This is a genomic window from Vibrio cyclitrophicus, assembly GCF_024347435.1.
Classification (GTDB): Bacteria; Pseudomonadota; Gammaproteobacteria; order Enterobacterales; family Vibrionaceae; genus Vibrio; species Vibrio cyclitrophicus.
The window spans coordinates 3215988-3231482 of record NZ_AP025480.1 but is presented as its reverse complement, the minus strand read 5'-3'; the positions used below and the strand labels follow the sequence as shown (position 1 = coordinate 3231482).

The following is a 15495-nucleotide window of genomic DNA, read 5'->3' as shown; positions in this document are numbered from 1 at the left end:
GAAAATTCGTTGTTAACCGGCATCAAGCTACGCGCCAACCCTACATCAAATCAAAAACTGGTATTAAGTCAGTGGATGGGTTGTGCGCGTAGTATTTGGAATGCCAAGGTAGACGAAGAAAAGTATTACCGTACTTTTGCAAGTAAGTATTACCCAATTGGTACTTATGCACCAATCGATCAGAAAGCATCGCAATTTAAATCAAAAGAACTCTCTCCCTGGCTCTACCTATGCCCTAGTCAAATTATCCGCAATAGCGCAGTGAACTGGTATCAGACTTATCAGAAGTTCATGAAAGGCACGTGTGGGCGACCTAAGCGTAAACCTAAAACTGATCGCGGTAGTATCTATCTTACTCGCGAAGTGTTCCGCTTCGACCGCTGCGAAGATGGTAATTTGCGCCTATTCATTGGGACTAAGACTAATAATATCGGCTACTTATCTTTTAAGGTGCATAGCAAATTTGAGATCCCGAAATCGCTGTATGTGAGAAAAGAGCGTGGTCAATATTATGTGTCTTTCTGTTATGAGGATAGTAAGAGTGAGGATGAGTTATCAAGCAATGCTGAGCATTTGGCGTTCCTGCAAGGTTCAACAAAAGAGTTTCTGGAGGAACACACAATAGGAGTAGACCGTGGTGTTGCTATTCCGGTACATACTGGTTCAAGAGAATTCGATTTTTCTGATAATCAGAAAAAGAACATGACCAAAACTGATCGGTACATAAAGCGACTTCAACGTAAGCTAGCACGTCAAATCAAAGGTTCAAACCGAAGAAATAAAACCAAGCATCGCATTGCTACGCATTATGCTAAAAAGGGCAATATCCGTAATGATTTTGCACATAAAACTAGTCGCTCATTAGTCGATAGTGAAGCAAAGGTCATTGTGTTCGAAGCTTTGAGAGTCTCAAGCATGACGCGCAAGCCAAAGGCAAAGCAAGACGTACAAGGCAGATATGTATCTAACAAAGCCAAACAAAAGGCAGGGTTGAACAAGTCTATCCTTAACGTTGGTTGGTACATCATAGAAACCTATACCAAATACAAGGCTTATCAAGCAGGTAAAGCCGTATTCAAAGTAAACCCAGCTTATACCAGTCAGGAGTGCGCTAAGTGCGGTCACACTCATCCCGACAACCGTAGAACGCAAGACTTATTTGTGTGCGGTAACTGTGGCAACACTGACAATGCAGATAACAACGCATCTTTGGTTATTAAGAAACGGGCAATTAACTTAATTTTAGACACTGGAACGGTGTTGTCTGATGATGGAGTTCTACGAACTAAGTCAGATAGTGGATGTGGAGGCAATCGTAAGACTGGCCGAGTCAAAAGCTCGACTAGCTGTGCTCATGAAGCGTCAAAAAAGAAAAATTAGCGGCTAAAGCTGCTTTTTGGAAGCTCATGTTTTACACATAAGTAGTTCATTCACATTTTAGGTTGTTAGTTGCGTTAAATCTGCTATTATTCCGCCCACATTTTTAGACCTAAAATCAGCTCTGATTACTCAAGCAAGCTGCGCTGCACAAAAAAAGATCACGAAATCCGTAAAAAGGATCTGTTCGGGTCTTGAGCAATGCGTGTCAAGTTAGTATAATGCGCGACCTTTGATAGCCTTGTATGGATTTTCCATAACGGTTTTTACCTTCTATTTTAATTGATAGAGAGGTTCGGCCACCAAGGTTGATATCGAGCTGAAACGATTGGAGAAGACATTCATGTCCCGAGTATGCCAAGTAACTGGTAAGCGTCCAGTAACGGGTAACAACCGTTCACACGCACGCAATGCTACTAAGCGCCGTTTTCTGCCGAACCTACAAACTCATCGTTTCTGGGTAGAGAGCGAAAAACGTTTTGTTAAACTACGTCTAACTGCTAAAGGCATGCGTATCATTGATAAGAAAGGCATCGATGCTGTTCTTGTTGATATCCGTGCACGTGGCGAAAACGTTTAAGAGGAATTAAGCAATGGCTAAAGGCATTCGTGAGAAAATTCGTCTAGTATCTTCTGCAGGTACTGGTCACTTCTACACAACTGATAAGAACAAGCGTAACATGCCAGGCAAATTTGAGATCAAAAAGTTTGATCCAGTAGTTCGCCAACACGTTATGTACAAAGAAGCTAAAATCAAGTAATTGATGCTTTTTTTGCTCTTCTTCAGTAGAAGAAAGAATTGAAAAACCCAGCTTAATCGCTGGGTTTTTTTATATCTAAAATTTGAGCTACTCAACAATCCTTGGCTGATATCGCACCTAATGAGTAGAGGGCGTACGGGTATAGGACATATTTGACAGAAAACCACTCAACATAGAAAGTCTTCCTACTTTCACGATATACTGATTACTCAATAGGTTAGATGAGCAGAATCAGATGAGATATCGTGGACGCCGATGGAACAATATACTCATGCTAAGCGTGATCGCTTTTATTGGGGTGTTGAACCTCCCAACATTGATCAAAGCGTACCTTATCGAACCTGAGCCGCAGGTTGATAGCCCTTATCCTTATCTTCTTAACCCAGCAGCAGAACTTCAAGCCTTGCACTTTGCCAAGTGGTCTGTCATTCAACAAGGCAATCATTGGGTTTATCAGTTCAAGGGAACAGACCTCCCTCAAACCACCACTGCAAAAGAGCTGTCACAGCGCTGGAAAGAGCTTGTGGGAACCAAAGTCGACACACCGACCTACACCGACCTTACACCTCGATTAAATACACCACACACCATCGAAGTATGGTATCAAGACCAAGAAGAGCCCCAGCGTATTACCTATTATCAATTGCCGGAGTTTTGGTTGTTAAAGAACTGGAATGATCAGTGGTTGGCGGTGTCTATTGAAGAGAGCTACCTGTTTCCAAGTCTCAGCTCGAACAACTCCTCAGAATCGGACGACTAAACTATGCCTGAATTACCCGAAGTCGAAGTAAGCCGCATGGGGATCTCGCCTCATTTAGTCGGCGAGACTATTAAAACCCTTACCTTTCGCACACCTAAGCTGCGCTGGGATATTCCACAAAAGCTTAAAAAGCTAGAGGGGCAGGTGATTCGTTCCATCTCGCGTCGTGCAAAGTACCTATTGATTGAAACCGATATGGGCACTGCCATTGTTCACCTTGGTATGTCTGGCTCATTGCGCGTGTTAGATGCGGACTTCCCGCCAGCAAAGCACGATCACGTGGATCTTAAGCTCACCAATGGCAAAGTGCTGCGCTACAACGACCCGCGTCGCTTTGGTGCTTGGTTGTGGTCAGCACCCGATGAAATCCATTCAGTTTTGCTTGGTTCTGGCCCTGAACCGTTAACGGACGACTTTAACGCTGACTACATAGCCGAGAAGGCAGAAAAACGTAAAGTGGCCGTAAAGCAGTTCATCATGGACAATAAAGTAGTGGTGGGCGTCGGAAATATCTACGCCAATGAAGCGCTATTTTCTTCACGTATTAGTCCTTTGCGTCCTGCAAGCAAAGTAACAAAAGAAGAATGGATCTTGTTAACCGATGAGATCAAACAAGTACTTGCGACGGCTATCGAACAAGGTGGGACTACCCTAAAAGATTTCTCACAAGCAGATGGCAAGCCTGGATATTTCGCGCAAGAACTGCAAGTTTACGGTAAAGCTGGTGAAAAGTGCCCTACTTGTGGTGAGAAGCTTGAAGAGCAAAAGATAGGACAAAGGAATACGTTTTTTTGCTCTCAATGTCAGGTATAGAAAAACTGAACCTATGTTCACCTTTTTAAGCTAGTAGATATTCGGTCTAGTAGCTACAATTGCAATAATTATACGAATTGAGAATAGTAGAATGAAATATTTAGTAACTGGCGTTGCTGGTTTTATTGGCTCTGCAGTTTCAGAGCGACTATGTGCGGCAGGAGATGAGGTTGTTGGTATTGATAACCTAAATGACTACTACGAAGTCTCTTTAAAGCATGACCGTCTGAAACGTATCGAGCATGAAAACCTAACCTTTATCGAGCTGGATCTTGCTGATAGAGAAGGTATCGCTGAGCTTTTTGCACAGCAAAAATTTGACCGCGTTATTCACTTAGCGGCGCAAGCTGGCGTTCGTTACTCAATCGATAACCCAATGGCTTATGCTGATAGCAACCTTGTTGGTCACTTAGCTATTTTGGAAGGCTGTCGCCATAACAAAGTTGAACACCTCGTTTATGCTTCATCGAGTTCCGTTTATGGCTTGAATCAAAAAATGCCATTCCATACAGCAGACAGTGTTGATCACCCGATTTCACTGTACGCCGCGACTAAGAAGTCGAATGAGTTGATGGCGCATACCTATTCTCATTTATACGACGTACCAACGACAGGTCTTCGCTTCTTTACGGTTTACGGCCCTTGGAGTCGCCCTGATATGGCGATGTTCAAGTTTGCGAATCTAATCGTAGCGGGCAAAGAAATCGACATTTATAACAACGGCGACATGATGCGTGACTTCACTTATATCGATGATATTGTTGAAGGTATTATTCGTGTTCAAGATCGTATTCCAGCCAAGCAACCAGATTGGACCGTTGAGCAAGGGTCACCAGCAACCAGTTCTGCTCCGTATCGCGTGTTTAACATCGGTCATGGCAGCCCGGTTAAATTAATGGATTACATCGAAGCATTAGAAGGTGCTCTAGGTGTTGAAGCGAAAAAGAACTTCATGCCAATGCAGCCTGGTGATGTGTACGCGACTTACGCTGATACGGAAGATTTGTTTGAAGCGGTTGGCTATAAACCTCAAGTGAAGATCCAAGAGGGGGCGAAAGCTTTCGCGGATTGGTATAAAGCCTATTACTCGCTGTAGTCATTGATAAACTTTGAATAAAAAATAGCGCTCACTGAGCGCTATTTTTAGTTCCACCCTTTTAATTTAGGGCTGTACTCTTTTCTTAGAATAAAAAAATGGAAAATATTTGTAGCTAGATTAAGTGTCATGCTTTTTACTTTATTTAAAATTTTCATGAATGCTACGAAGTAATTTTTTTTACCTTTATGCTTACGGTTGCCAATAATAGACGGTTGTTGGCTTCGCTGTAAGCCTGCTTGACGGACACCAAACATCGGCTGTTTGTGAATCCAAGTATTCCTTAAGAATACATCAACTGGATAATTAAAAGTTGAACTTTGTTCGATGAAAGCTTGTGCCGCTTTAGGAGATATAGCATAGCAGGCGGTTCCTTGAGGAACTTTCAAATACTTTACAAGATGTTGTGTATCGTACGTATCAACTGAATAATGTAGTCTATTCTTACTGTCTTGTAAGCGAATAAAACCACACTGCTCAATATGCTGCTCGGCGATAGCCAGAGTATTACGAAATATGTCGATATTAATATCTACATGATCTTCGAAGACTAAAATGGGTTCATTTAGCTCTATACATTTTTGCCAAATAAGATAATGGCTTGCATAACATCCAACTTCCCCTGTTGCATGCGGTCTACCCATATTGTGTAAAAAAGTTCTATCGTGAACTCTTGTTAGTAGAGGGTGTTCATCGGTTCGTGCATCCACTCCGATAAAAAACTCAAAATCAACCTGAGCATCCTTAAGGGCATTGGCTGTTGATTTTTGCCTACAATGGTTCGCTTTTAAGGTAATACAGTATGATTTCATAAAGCTATAATTGGTGTATTTGTTCACAAGAGATTATGTTATCACTCGCTTGACTCTTTGTAATGATTGTTCGCTTTGCTAGAAGTTATGGTTGTGACGAACCTCAAGAGTGTTTGAAGTTAGCATGATCTAATTCATTGGTTTTGCAGTGTCAGGGCTAATATGTAAGGATCTCAATGAATTTATCTGTATCAAAAAATAGCGCTCAATGAGCGCTATTTTTTTGTGTAGACAAAGAGAATTACTTGGCAGTCTTCAGCTTTATTTCGGCTGCCACCTTTTGTGGCACAAACTGACTAATGTCCCCACCATGAATGGCCACTTCTCGAACTATTGTCGAAGAGAGGAATGCATACTCCTCTGAAGGCGTTAAAAATACACTTTCAAGGCCTGGAAGTAGCTTTCTGTACATGCTGGTGAGTCCAAACTCGTACTCAAAATCCATGGTTGTTCTTAGGCCTCGCACCAACACATTCGCTTGCTGCTGTTTAGCAAAATCGACCAGTAACCCCGAAAACCCTTCAACAGACACGTTAGGTAAATGAGATACCGCATCACGTAACAGCTCTACACGTTCATCTAATTCAAACATGGTTTTTTTACTTGGGCTCGCTGCTACTCCAACAGTGATATGGTCAAACATGCTAGCGGCACGAACAATGATATCAAGGTGGCCATTGGTCACCGGATCAAAAGTTCCTGGATAAATAACGTGTGTGCTCATTTTAGCTGTCCTTGCTTAATGTAGTGTTCGAATTCGGTGCTTTACTAGAGTTTAAGGCCTTATCGAGTTGTTGCTTTACCATATCGAGAGTGATGTCTTTCATCAGGTCATCGCCTTTAGCACGGGTTCCCCATGGAAGGTCTGCGACTGGCTTTCCTTGTTGTGCTTCTACGTGCTGTTGATAAACACTCACTACGATATCGAGATCGTTGTAAGGTCCTGTTCTACGAGGATCGCTGTGCGCGTACAAGCCAATTACAGGCGTTGACTGCGTAGTTGCCAAGTGGGCTGGGCCAGTATCAGGTGCCAATACCACCGTTGCATGTTTCAGTACGGCAGTCAGTTGCTTCAAGTTCGTTTTGCCAATCAAGTTGGTTACTGGCGACTGGCATAATTTTTCGATGTCGCTACCAAGGTTAACTTCTCTTGGTGCCGGAGAGCCACATAACACCACTTGCATGCCTTGTTCGACAGCATAATCAGCAATAGCTGCATATCGCTCAGTTAACCAATTGCGTGAATCTTTGCTTGCAGCTGGGGAGATAACCAAGGTCGGCTTGTCTGCCATGGTGCTAATTGCGAGTTGTTCATCTTCAGGTGTTAAAGGGATATCCCATTGAGGCTTATCGAAGGGGACACCAATGTAGCGAGCAAATTCGGCAAAGTTATCCAACACATGAAACTTATCTGAAATAGGTAGATGGTGGTTGGTAAAGAGTGACTGCATTTCACGAGTACGGTTTTTGCCAAATCCCACTTTGCACTTCGCCTTTATCCCCCAAGATAGCACGCTGGCTCTGAGTGCGGCTTGCATATGCAGAAGTGCATCAAATTTACGATCAGATAGCTGACGCCATAATTCACGCATTCCTTTGAAGCCTTGTTTCTTATCGAAAACAATCACCTCAATACCGGGTAGATCACCGATCAGCATGGCTTCTATTTTGCCCGTTATCCAAGTGATTTTCGTTTCAGGCCACTGCTTCTGGATGGCTTGAACCACAGAAATAGCATGACAAACATCGCCAATCGCGGAGAGGCGAAGTATGCAAAGAGATTGAGGTGCAGTTGAGAACAGTGACATAAAGTGCCCGAAAAAAGTGAATAACATCAGAATTATGCAGATACTCGCATTAGTTGTAAAATAGCAATGACGAAAAGCGACCCAAAGGCCTCATAGATGGAAACGATTAGCATCAAGAACCAAACAATTTGGTACGACCCTGAACTTTTGGCTCAGGTACCAGAGGGCGATATCGCTCAGATCTTTGAGGCTGAATATTGGCAGCAACAAGACGCCATTTCAGGCAGTGCTCAAGGACGCGGTACCACATGGTTCATTCAGCTTGATGGAATACAGGCCGCATTGCGCCATTATCGCCGTGGCGGATTGTTTGGGAAGCTAGTCGAAGACCAATATCGCTTCTCTGATTGGGAAAGCACGCGCTGTGCGATGGAGCTTAATGTTCTCAAGGCATTGGCAAACTCAGGTGTGAATGTACCGAAGCCCATTGCTGCTAGAGCCATTAAAAGCGGACTACTTTATCGAGCGGACTTAATGTCTGAACGAGTTCCCAATGCCAAAGATCTGGTTGATGTCTTGGTCAATGGCCCGATAGATGCGGATGTTTATCGTCGAATTGGGCAAGAGGTACGCAAGATGCACGATGCTGGGGTTAATCATACCGATCTCAACATTCATAATATCTTGCTTGATACTTCACAAAACGTGTGGATTATTGACTTTGATAAGTGTGGTCATCAAGCGGGTGATGACTGGAAAGAAGATAACTTGAATCGCTTAAAGCGCTCGTTCTTAAAAGAAGTGAACAAGCGCCAGATTCAATGGCAAGAGCAGGATTGGGAACCGTTATTGCAAGGCTACCAAGGTTAGTTGCTGTTAGTTAAGAGTGGTGACTAGCTAAGAAGGCCATTAGCTAAGAATGTATGCCAAGGTTTTATTCAACGCCCCTCGGTTCTGTTCAACCACTTGATAAGCCGCTAAGCCTCTGTTTTTACGCAAGTCAGGCTGAGAGAATAGCTCTCTTAGCTGGCCTGCAATTTCATTACTGTTTTGACTAATAGTGACAGCTTGAGCTTCAAGTAGTTTGTCTGTGATCTCGCTGAAGTTAAAATAGCTAGGGCCATTGAGTAAAGGTAACTGCAGTGCCGCAGGCTCTAGAAGATTGTGGCCACCTACCTTATCGCCCACAAGGCTCCCTCCCATAAAGCACACATCAGATCCGCCGAGTAATACCAACATTTCTCCCATCGTATCCGCAATATACACTTCAACATTAGAGGTGATTGGTTGCTGACTCGTTCGAGTAATGGTGTTGAATTGGTGTTGTTTAGCCAGTTCCGTCACTTGATTAAATCGCTCTGGATGACGAGGCACAATCATCAGCAAAGTATTAGGATTGTCTTTAAGGAGCTGTTTATGAGCGTCTAAGATAATTTCATCTTCGCCTTGATGAGTGCTGGCTGCTATCCACACACAGCGTTCAAAGCCAATTTGTTCACGTAACGCTTTGCCTTTTGATACTTGTTCAGCGGAAACTTCAATATCAAACTTGATCGACCCAGTCACATGCACAGATGCTTTATCTAACCCTAATCGTATAAAACGCTCAGCATCACTTGGGTATTGGCAAAGTACTTGAGAGGGATTTTTGGCTAAGAGCTCAAAAACGGCTTGGAATTTAGCATAACGCTGGCACGAGCGTTCAGATAGGCGAGCGTTGAGTACCGAAATGGGGATTCCAGCTTTCGCGACGCAGTGCAGTGTATTTGGCCATAACTCGGTTTCCATGATTAGCATCTGTTTAGGCTGAACAGTCTTCAAAAAACCTCGAATACACCAAGAAAAATCAATCGGCATGTAGCGATGCTCGACTAAATCACCGAGTTTTTCTATCTGCTCTGCACCCGTGCTGGTTGTCGTGGTAACGATAATGGCTTGGTTTGGATTGCGTCGCTTCAGTTGCTTGATGATCGGTACGGCGGCAATCGATTCACCAACCGATACTGCGTGAATCCAGATAGGATTCTTACCTTGAGTTTGCGGTGTGATCCCGAAATGTTCTTTCCAACGCTGACCAAAACTTGGCTTTCCAGGTTTGTTCTTATAAAGCCCATACAGCAGTAGCGGAGAAGCTAATGACAATATGAGAGTATAGATAAGTCGTATAAGCATAAGAACAGTGACACCAGAAGGTAAAATCAATATTCAGAAGAGTATTTTCTTCAATCTCGAAAGTAAAGAGCGTTATAATTAAATGCTTAGTTGCGCTTTCAAACGGACATGGTGAATTTTATCTCATCGCTTATGCAAACCGATCAAACCTATCGTTTCTTGCTCTACGTCGAGCAAAATTATTCATTTGCTATTCTTCGCCCATTCTATGATTACGCGAAGCAACTCGGCCATGAGGTTAAGTGGTTGCTTGTTGGTGAAGACGCTTCTGAACATCTTTTACTGGATCAAGAGCAGAGCGTCTCTTTGACAGAAGCTATTGCCTTTAATCCTTCTGCCGTTCTAGTGCCTGGTGATCGTGTTCCGGCGTTTATTCCAGGGTTGAAGGTACAAGTATTTCATGGTTTGAACGAGAGCAAACGTGGGAACTTATACCCTGAACGTGGTCTATTTGATTTGTATTGCACCGAAGGCCATGAAAGAACAAGCTCGCTTGAGCCGCTAGCTAAGCAGCGCGGCTATTTTCAAGTTAAAGAGACCGGGTGGCTGAAGCTCGATAGCTTGTTTAATTATCAAGCTAGTGAGAATCGTCATGAGAGACCTCAAATTCTGTTCGCTTCCACTTTTTCGCCAAGCTTATCGTGTGCAGAGTTGGTTTATGAAGAGCTTAAGCGCCTCAGTCAACTGAGTCAGTGGCAATGGTTAGTGACTCTTCATCCTAAAATGAATCAAGAGACGAGAGCGAAATATCAAGCACTGGAAGGGGATAACCTTCTCTTTTTCGATAATGACCGAGTGATTGAAATGCAACATCGTGCTGATGTTATGGTGTGTGACAACTCATCGATATTTCAGGAATTCTTGTTGCTCAATAAGCCTGTTGTCACGGTAAATAATCGAGACCCTCAAGCAAGCTTTATTAACATTACTCAAGCCGAGAAATTAGAGTCAGCAATTAAGCAAGCAATGCTACCTGATGAAGAAAGAGATAACGCTATCGCTCATTACGGACCGTCAATAACACCATATTTAGATGGGCAATCCTCAGCGAGAGTTCTGAGTGCTATTACTGATGTGCTAGAAAGCGGCTGGCAAGATAACAAGCCAAAAAATTGGATTCGTAACTTTAAAATCCGTAAATCATTAAACTATTGGAAATTCTAGGGCTGAATAATGAGAAAACATACCCTGTCTGTCATTGTTATTACCAAGAATGAAGAAGACCGAATTGAAACTTGCCTTAAATCTGTTGTTGATATTGCCGATGAACTGATTGTTTTAGACAGTGGCTCAACAGATGCAACCGTTGAAATATGCCAAAAATATACAGATAACGTGACCATCACAGATTGGCCTGGCTTTGGTAAGCAAAAGCAGCGAGCGCTAGATAAAGCAACATGTGATTGGGTGCTATCAATTGATGCTGACGAAGCGTTAGATGAAGAAATAAGTAACAATTTAGTTGAACTATTAAAGCAAGATCAAATCAAACACACAGCGTACAAACTGCCTTGGGGAGTGACTCTGTATGGCACGACTCTAAAATACGGCCGCAGTGCTCGTGCAGTATTAAGGCTGTTTAAGAGAGAAGGCTCTCGATATACGTTGGACGAGGTTCACGAGACAATTATTCCGGAGCAAGGTTCTACTGGTGTCCTGAAGGGCTATTTACTTCATTATACCCATCGTGATTATGGTCACGGCCTAGACAAAGCAGCGCAGTACGCTTGGCTTGGCTCGCAAAAGTACCATCGCAAAGGTAAGAAATCACACGGCTTATTTTTAGCTTTATTACGTGCAATATGGACGTTCTTTCTTGTGTATATTATTCGTCGTGGCTTTATGGATGGCAGCGTCGGCTTCATTATGGCGATGACCTACGCTCAAGTGAATTTCAATAAATATGTTGGCTTATGGCTTATCGAAAAAGAAAGGAGCTAACCAGTGGCTTTTAAATTAGAGTACTGCTTGTCAGATACTTACAATGTAGGGGATGATCTAAATCCCTGGCTGTGGCCACAGCTTTTTGGTGACTTGATTGCAGAAGATAGCTCTCGTTACTTTTTAGGTATCGGGACTATTTTGACGGAGAAGCGAATAAATAAAAACTTAGCCAGTGCAGAAGAAATTATTATTTTTTCCTCAGGGGCTTGGGAATGGAATGTGCCGACGCTGGATGATAAGTGCACAGTGTATGGGGTGAGAGGTCCAAGAACGGCAAAAAAATTGGGGTTAAAACCCGAATTGGTAGTTGGAGATGGTGCTTATCTGCTGCGTGAAGTTGACTTTCCGAAAGCGGAAAAACAAAAAGGGAAGATTGGCTTTATACCTCATCACCGTAGTGAAGACTTTATTGATTGGGAAAAAGTTTGTCAGGAGATAGGTTTAACCTATATTACAGCCAAACAACCTGTAGAGGCCTTTTTGTTGGCTCTTCAAGAGTGTGAGTCCGTTGTGACTGAGGCTATGCACGGCGCCATTATTGCAGATGCACTTCGCATCCCTTGGAAAGGCGTTCGGTTCTCTCCAGCATTTGACGATGAAAAGTGGTATGACTTTGCCGAATCTATGGATGTAGAGCTGACCTTACACGACTTACCTTTCATGAGTGTCAATAAGATGCCCATTGGTAAATTATTAGAAAACTCATATAAGAGAATTGTGGCTAAATTATTGCCATCTTTATCAAGAAAGTGGTTGTCATTAGTAACAGTTTATAAACTGGCCTCTAATGATAATATGACCACGTTAAAAGCTAAGCTTGAAGCATTAGCCAATGACAAGAGCAATTACCAGTTGAGTTCTTTGGAACAACTGAATGCGATAGTCGAGACTCAAAAAGAAGTGATAAACAGAATTATTCAAGACCACAAGTAGGTTGTTTGGGCAAGTTGGTTTATCCACTTACTTGCCCTTTGATTGCTAAGCTATTTGTTCGTTAATTTTTCAAAAAAGCGAATGTGTTGTTTAACTGTTTCTGATGACGAAAAGTAGCGTTGGAGTCTGATCTTTGCTTTATGCCCCATTTCTGAACATCGTTCTTTACTCTTTGCCATGTTGTTTATAGATTCACCTAATAACTGAGCATTTTTTACGGGAACAATGTGGCCAGTTTCGTTTTCTTCGATCAGCTCTGGGGAGCCACCCGTTGTTGTCACTATTGACGGTGTTCCATTTGCCATGGCTTCAACAATCGTTCTTGGAAGCCCCTCTCCACTGATTGATGGTTGAATTTGAAAATCAGCCATAGCCATAATGGATGGAACATCTTTTCTGTGACCAATGAAGTGTATTCTCTCTGACATAGGGCTATCTTTCGCCATATCAAAATAAGGTTCGTAACCACTGCCAATTAAAAGAAGATGAAAGTTTGGGTTATCAACAAAGTGTGTAGCTTTTATTAGAACATCGATTCCCTTGCTAGGTCTCACATGAGCTGCACAAACAGCAATGACGTTATTGGAGTCTAAGCCAAACTCTTCTGGCTTATTTGCCTGAACGGTATACCAGTCTAGTTCATGACCTTTATAAATGGTAACTACATTATCTTTACTGCACCAAACTCTCTTTTTAACGTCGTTAGCCACCGCTTTTGATACGCAAACAACACCACTGACTTTTGGGTGCAGGTGAGTGAGGTAGGCTGAAGGATCATGGCGATACAAGCCACCTGTAGTCCCGCGATATGTAATTAATTTTGTCTTTTTGCCAATACAAGCAAACGCCGCATTTGGGATAGTTTTAGAATTAAACGCATAAAAGATGTCATAGGCTTTGCTGTTCAGCTCGGCTCTATAAGCTTTGATAGTGCTTAAGCAGATCTTTTTAGTTGGATATGCATCAACGACTTTTACACCACATGCTCTAAATCGTTCCGTATATTCGGCATCTCCTTGGGTAATTACAGTGACCTCATGGCCCTGTTTTACCATTTCTATAAACATTTCAGCTTCAGGGCGTACGCTATTTTGAGCATGATAGTAAGAACTAGCAACAAGAATTTTCATTGGGTTACCGCTTCGAGTATTTGAATTTTATATTATGTAGATGGCGTTGGATGGTTTCATTTAAATTAAACCACTCGCGTTTACATTTTTTTAATAAACTTCTGGTGCTTATTCTTTTTTCATAGCCGATATCAGAATCAAATTTAGGATCGTTTGTTAAACAAGGAACAGCAGTCCCATAACACTCAACTTCGTTTTGCCAGAATCGATCCATATAAATATCTACTGCCATACACCATTCATTCGAATGGTGGAGGAATTTTTTAGCCCCAGAAGGTCTTAAAAAATAAGCTGTAGCGCTCATGTGACCTTTAGTAAACTTGTGAATACTCGTTGATTTAGCTCCGAACACTTCATAAGAGTCATATTTACGGCGCTTATTTTTGAATAATCTCACACATTCTACAGTTTCAGGTATGTCACGAATATCTTGTATGAAATTAAGAAATGCCTCTTTAAATATAAGAGCATCATCTTCAATGACGATTATTGGTTCATTTATTTCAACACACTTTTCCCATAACAAGTAGTGACTCGCATAGCAGCCTAGTTGGCCAGCACTCAAAGTCTTTGCTCGGTATGTCTGGCTTAAACAATCGTTATAACGGTTAAGTAGTGGATGAGGAGGGGATGTTCGACCGTCTACAGCATTAAAAATATCAAATGAAAGATCTAATTCATTCAATTGATGACTAATATTTTTTCTTCTTTCTATAGAAGATTCTAGGTTTATGACAAAAATTTTAGTCATTGGGATCTCTCTGAATTCTTGAGTATGTAGGGGCTAGAAATAATAAATATAGCATCAGAGGCTGAGGATGATTAAAAGGAACATCAGTTAAACCAGCGATAAAAAATAAACTAACCAAACCAATTATGATATACACATCGAGTGGTGGTGATTTTCTCATCATCACTAGTGGATAAAGTAGAAGGCTAAGTACAAGTATTACGCCTATCATCCCAGATTTAACCATTTTATCCAAAATTTGATTGTGGAAGTGGGCTGAAGCATAATGATATAGCGGTCTGGATATTTCACCATGTTCTAACTTATCTTTTAATATCTCCCGTTGTTCCTTGCCGTGTCCTAGCATTGGTTTCTGTTTTATTAATTCCGGAGCTAACATCCACATTTGTAACCTAAGCCCAACGGAAGTATTATAATCGCCCGATTGAATCTTTTTGATTTCATAGATAGTTTGGTCGTATCTCTCATTTATTTTCTCTTTAAATAAGAAAGCGCCAGTAGCAGTGAGAACGGCTGTAAATACAAAAGTAAATAATATATATTTTCTCGAAGGCGGGTTTTTAATACATTTAGCTACGATTATAATAAAGACACTTAAAGTAAACGCTAACCAAATCCCTCTAGTTTCACTTAGTATGATAGGAGGCAACGACAGCAGAAAAGCGACTAAAGGAAGAACTTTACCCTTAAAAGGAGAGCTATCTAGCAATAAAGAGAACGCGATTATGGATATTGATGCGCACGCCGTCGAGTAAGGGATCGGGTTTATATAACCAGCATTGCGGCCCGTACCTATATAGAGGTTGAAATAGACGCTATTGGCACATATTGCCAAACTACCGATCAAAACGACCCATTGAATGACTTTTTTCGTCAAAATTTGGTATGGAAAAGCGATAAGAAAAAGAGTAACGCCAATCAGTGCTCTTAGTTCTCTAGAGCTGGACCCATGATAATAATAGCTAAACACAGTATATAGACACGAAATGCCAATGAGCCATACAAATGGGTTCCGTATGTTATTTAATATGGTTTCTTTTTTGAATGCAAATATACTAACGATGATACTAATCAAAAATAGTGGGATCATTTTCTTATCGCCACTATCCCAAACTAACATGCCCGTAACAGCAAAAAAATAAGGTAAGAGTAGGAGCGCTGTATAAATCTGCTGTCTGTTAATAATATTCATGCTGTT

Annotated in this window: 17 protein-coding genes; 10 read left to right on the top strand and 7 right to left on the bottom strand. The window is 41.8% G+C overall.

What is annotated here, in order from left to right; genetic code table 11:
- The first annotated feature begins 9 nt into the window (after window positions 1-9).
- The 6 genes from OCW38_RS14185 (at window position 10) to OCW38_RS14160 (ending at window position 4807) form a co-directional block, all read left to right on the top strand.
- Complete coding sequence (locus OCW38_RS14185) at window positions 10-1380, top strand: RNA-guided endonuclease InsQ/TnpB family protein (protein ID WP_261894608.1); 1371 nt, start codon at window positions 10-12, stop codon at window positions 1378-1380.
- Window positions 1381-1720: 340 nt separating this feature from the next.
- Window positions 1721-1957 carry a 50S ribosomal protein L28 gene (gene rpmB / locus OCW38_RS14180; protein ID WP_004728407.1) on the top strand — a complete coding sequence of 79 codons (237 nt, stop codon included), beginning with the start codon at window positions 1721-1723 and terminating at the stop codon, window positions 1955-1957.
- 13 nt (window positions 1958-1970) lie between these two features.
- Window positions 1971-2138 carry a 50S ribosomal protein L33 gene (gene rpmG / locus OCW38_RS14175; protein WP_002535344.1) on the top strand — a complete coding sequence of 56 codons (168 nt, stop codon included), beginning with the start codon at window positions 1971-1973 and terminating at the stop codon, window positions 2136-2138.
- 235 nt (window positions 2139-2373) lie between these two features.
- Complete coding sequence (locus tag OCW38_RS14170) at window positions 2374-2898, top strand: hypothetical protein (protein WP_261894604.1); 525 nt, start codon at window positions 2374-2376, stop codon at window positions 2896-2898.
- A gap of 3 nt (window positions 2899-2901) precedes the next feature.
- Complete coding sequence (gene mutM / locus OCW38_RS14165) at window positions 2902-3711, top strand: bifunctional DNA-formamidopyrimidine glycosylase/DNA-(apurinic or apyrimidinic site) lyase (protein WP_261894603.1); 810 nt, start codon at window positions 2902-2904, stop codon at window positions 3709-3711.
- Between the two features lie 91 nt (window positions 3712-3802).
- Window positions 3803-4807: an NAD-dependent epimerase gene (locus OCW38_RS14160; RefSeq protein ID WP_261894601.1), complete on the top strand. Its 1005-nt coding sequence runs from the start codon at window positions 3803-3805 to the stop codon at window positions 4805-4807.
- A gap of 47 nt (window positions 4808-4854) precedes the next feature.
- Here OCW38_RS14160 and OCW38_RS14155 read toward each other — a convergent pair whose 3' ends face one another.
- The 3 genes from OCW38_RS14155 to OCW38_RS14145 form a co-directional block, all read right to left on the bottom strand.
- Window positions 4855-5619, bottom strand: coding sequence for a glycosyltransferase family 25 protein (locus OCW38_RS14155; protein WP_261895682.1), 765 nt, complete (start codon window positions 5617-5619; stop codon window positions 4855-4857).
- 241 nt (window positions 5620-5860) lie between these two features.
- The gene (coaD, locus tag OCW38_RS14150; protein ID WP_010433787.1) at window positions 5861-6343 is read right to left on the bottom strand and encodes a pantetheine-phosphate adenylyltransferase; all 483 of its coding nucleotides are present in this window, start codon (window positions 6341-6343) and stop codon (window positions 5861-5863) included.
- Window position 6344: 1 nt separating this feature from the next.
- Window positions 6345-7427, bottom strand: coding sequence for a glycosyltransferase family 9 protein (locus tag OCW38_RS14145; protein ID WP_010433790.1), 1083 nt, complete (start codon window positions 7425-7427; stop codon window positions 6345-6347).
- A 96-nt stretch (window positions 7428-7523) separates the two neighbouring features.
- Here OCW38_RS14145 and OCW38_RS14140 point away from each other — a divergent pair, with 96 nt between their 5' ends.
- Window positions 7524-8237 carry a 3-deoxy-D-manno-octulosonic acid kinase gene (locus tag OCW38_RS14140; protein WP_261894598.1) on the top strand — a complete coding sequence of 238 codons (714 nt, stop codon included), beginning with the start codon at window positions 7524-7526 and terminating at the stop codon, window positions 8235-8237.
- Between the two features lie 39 nt (window positions 8238-8276).
- On the opposite strand, the gene waaA is transcribed toward OCW38_RS14140, so the two are convergent.
- A complete protein-coding gene (waaA, locus tag OCW38_RS14135; protein WP_261894596.1) occupies window positions 8277-9539 on the bottom strand; it encodes a lipid IV(A) 3-deoxy-D-manno-octulosonic acid transferase in 1263 nt (420 codons plus the stop codon).
- A 132-nt stretch (window positions 9540-9671) separates the two neighbouring features.
- Between waaA and OCW38_RS14130 the strand changes: the two genes are divergently transcribed.
- The 3 genes from OCW38_RS14130 to OCW38_RS14120 are packed head-to-tail and all read left to right on the top strand — an operon-like array spanning window position 9672 to window position 12416.
- On the top strand, window positions 9672-10703 hold the full coding sequence (locus tag OCW38_RS14130; RefSeq protein ID WP_146492842.1) for a UDP-N-acetylglucosamine 2-epimerase: 1032 nt from the start codon (window positions 9672-9674) through the stop codon (window positions 10701-10703).
- Between the two features lie 9 nt (window positions 10704-10712).
- Window positions 10713-11480 (top strand): glycosyltransferase family 2 protein, encoded by a 768-nt coding sequence (locus OCW38_RS14125; RefSeq protein ID WP_146492843.1) that lies wholly within the window; start codon window positions 10713-10715, stop codon window positions 11478-11480.
- Between the two features lie 3 nt (window positions 11481-11483).
- The gene (locus tag OCW38_RS14120; protein ID WP_146492844.1) at window positions 11484-12416 is read left to right on the top strand and encodes a polysaccharide pyruvyl transferase family protein; all 933 of its coding nucleotides are present in this window, start codon (window positions 11484-11486) and stop codon (window positions 12414-12416) included.
- Window positions 12417-12466: 50 nt separating this feature from the next.
- On the opposite strand, the gene OCW38_RS14115 is transcribed toward OCW38_RS14120, so the two are convergent.
- Genes OCW38_RS14115 through OCW38_RS14105 form a run of 3 tightly spaced genes read right to left on the bottom strand, consistent with a single transcriptional unit; the run spans window position 12467 to window position 15489 of the window.
- Window positions 12467-13546 carry a glycosyltransferase family 4 protein gene (locus OCW38_RS14115; RefSeq protein WP_146492845.1) on the bottom strand — a complete coding sequence of 360 codons (1080 nt, stop codon included), beginning with the start codon at window positions 13544-13546 and terminating at the stop codon, window positions 12467-12469.
- A 4-nt stretch (window positions 13547-13550) separates the two neighbouring features.
- Window positions 13551-14297: a glycosyltransferase family 25 protein gene (locus OCW38_RS14110; protein WP_102297186.1), complete on the bottom strand. Its 747-nt coding sequence runs from the start codon at window positions 14295-14297 to the stop codon at window positions 13551-13553.
- Window positions 14290-15489 carry an O-antigen ligase family protein gene (locus tag OCW38_RS14105; RefSeq protein ID WP_261894592.1) on the bottom strand — a complete coding sequence of 400 codons (1200 nt, stop codon included), beginning with the start codon at window positions 15487-15489 and terminating at the stop codon, window positions 14290-14292. The genes OCW38_RS14110 and OCW38_RS14105 overlap by 8 nt, the downstream gene beginning before the upstream one ends.
- Between the last annotated feature and the right edge of the window lie 6 nt (window positions 15490-15495).

What these genes read in the sequence shown, in the direction of transcription:
- rpmB (WP_004728407.1), top strand. Translation starts at nt 1,721, where the DNA reads ATGTCCCGAGTATGCCAAGTAACTGGTAAGCGTCCAGTAACGGGTAAC.
- rpmG (WP_002535344.1), top strand. Translation starts at nt 1,971, where the DNA reads ATGGCTAAAGGCATTCGTGAGAAAATTCGTCTAGTATCTTCTGCAGGT.
- OCW38_RS14170 (WP_261894604.1), top strand. Translation starts at nt 2,374, where the DNA reads ATGAGATATCGTGGACGCCGATGGAACAATATACTCATGCTAAGCGTG.
- mutM (WP_261894603.1), top strand. Translation starts at nt 2,902, where the DNA reads ATGCCTGAATTACCCGAAGTCGAAGTAAGCCGCATGGGGATCTCGCCT.
- OCW38_RS14160 (WP_261894601.1), top strand. Translation starts at nt 3,803, where the DNA reads ATGAAATATTTAGTAACTGGCGTTGCTGGTTTTATTGGCTCTGCAGTT.
- OCW38_RS14155 (WP_261895682.1), bottom strand. Translation starts at nt 5,619, where the DNA reads ATGAAATCATACTGTATTACCTTAAAAGCGAACCATTGTAGGCAAAAA.
- coaD (WP_010433787.1), bottom strand. Translation starts at nt 6,343, where the DNA reads ATGAGCACACACGTTATTTATCCAGGAACTTTTGATCCGGTGACCAAT.
- OCW38_RS14145 (WP_010433790.1), bottom strand. Translation starts at nt 7,427, where the DNA reads ATGTCACTGTTCTCAACTGCACCTCAATCTCTTTGCATACTTCGCCTC.
- OCW38_RS14140 (WP_261894598.1), top strand. Translation starts at nt 7,524, where the DNA reads ATGGAAACGATTAGCATCAAGAACCAAACAATTTGGTACGACCCTGAA.
- waaA (WP_261894596.1), bottom strand. Translation starts at nt 9,539, where the DNA reads ATGCTTATACGACTTATCTATACTCTCATATTGTCATTAGCTTCTCCG.
- OCW38_RS14130 (WP_146492842.1), top strand. Translation starts at nt 9,672, where the DNA reads ATGCAAACCGATCAAACCTATCGTTTCTTGCTCTACGTCGAGCAAAAT.
- OCW38_RS14125 (WP_146492843.1), top strand. Translation starts at nt 10,713, where the DNA reads ATGAGAAAACATACCCTGTCTGTCATTGTTATTACCAAGAATGAAGAA.
- OCW38_RS14115 (WP_146492845.1), bottom strand. Translation starts at nt 13,546, where the DNA reads ATGAAAATTCTTGTTGCTAGTTCTTACTATCATGCTCAAAATAGCGTA.
- OCW38_RS14110 (WP_102297186.1), bottom strand. Translation starts at nt 14,297, where the DNA reads ATGACTAAAATTTTTGTCATAAACCTAGAATCTTCTATAGAAAGAAGA.
- OCW38_RS14105 (WP_261894592.1), bottom strand. Translation starts at nt 15,489, where the DNA reads ATGAATATTATTAACAGACAGCAGATTTATACAGCGCTCCTACTCTTA.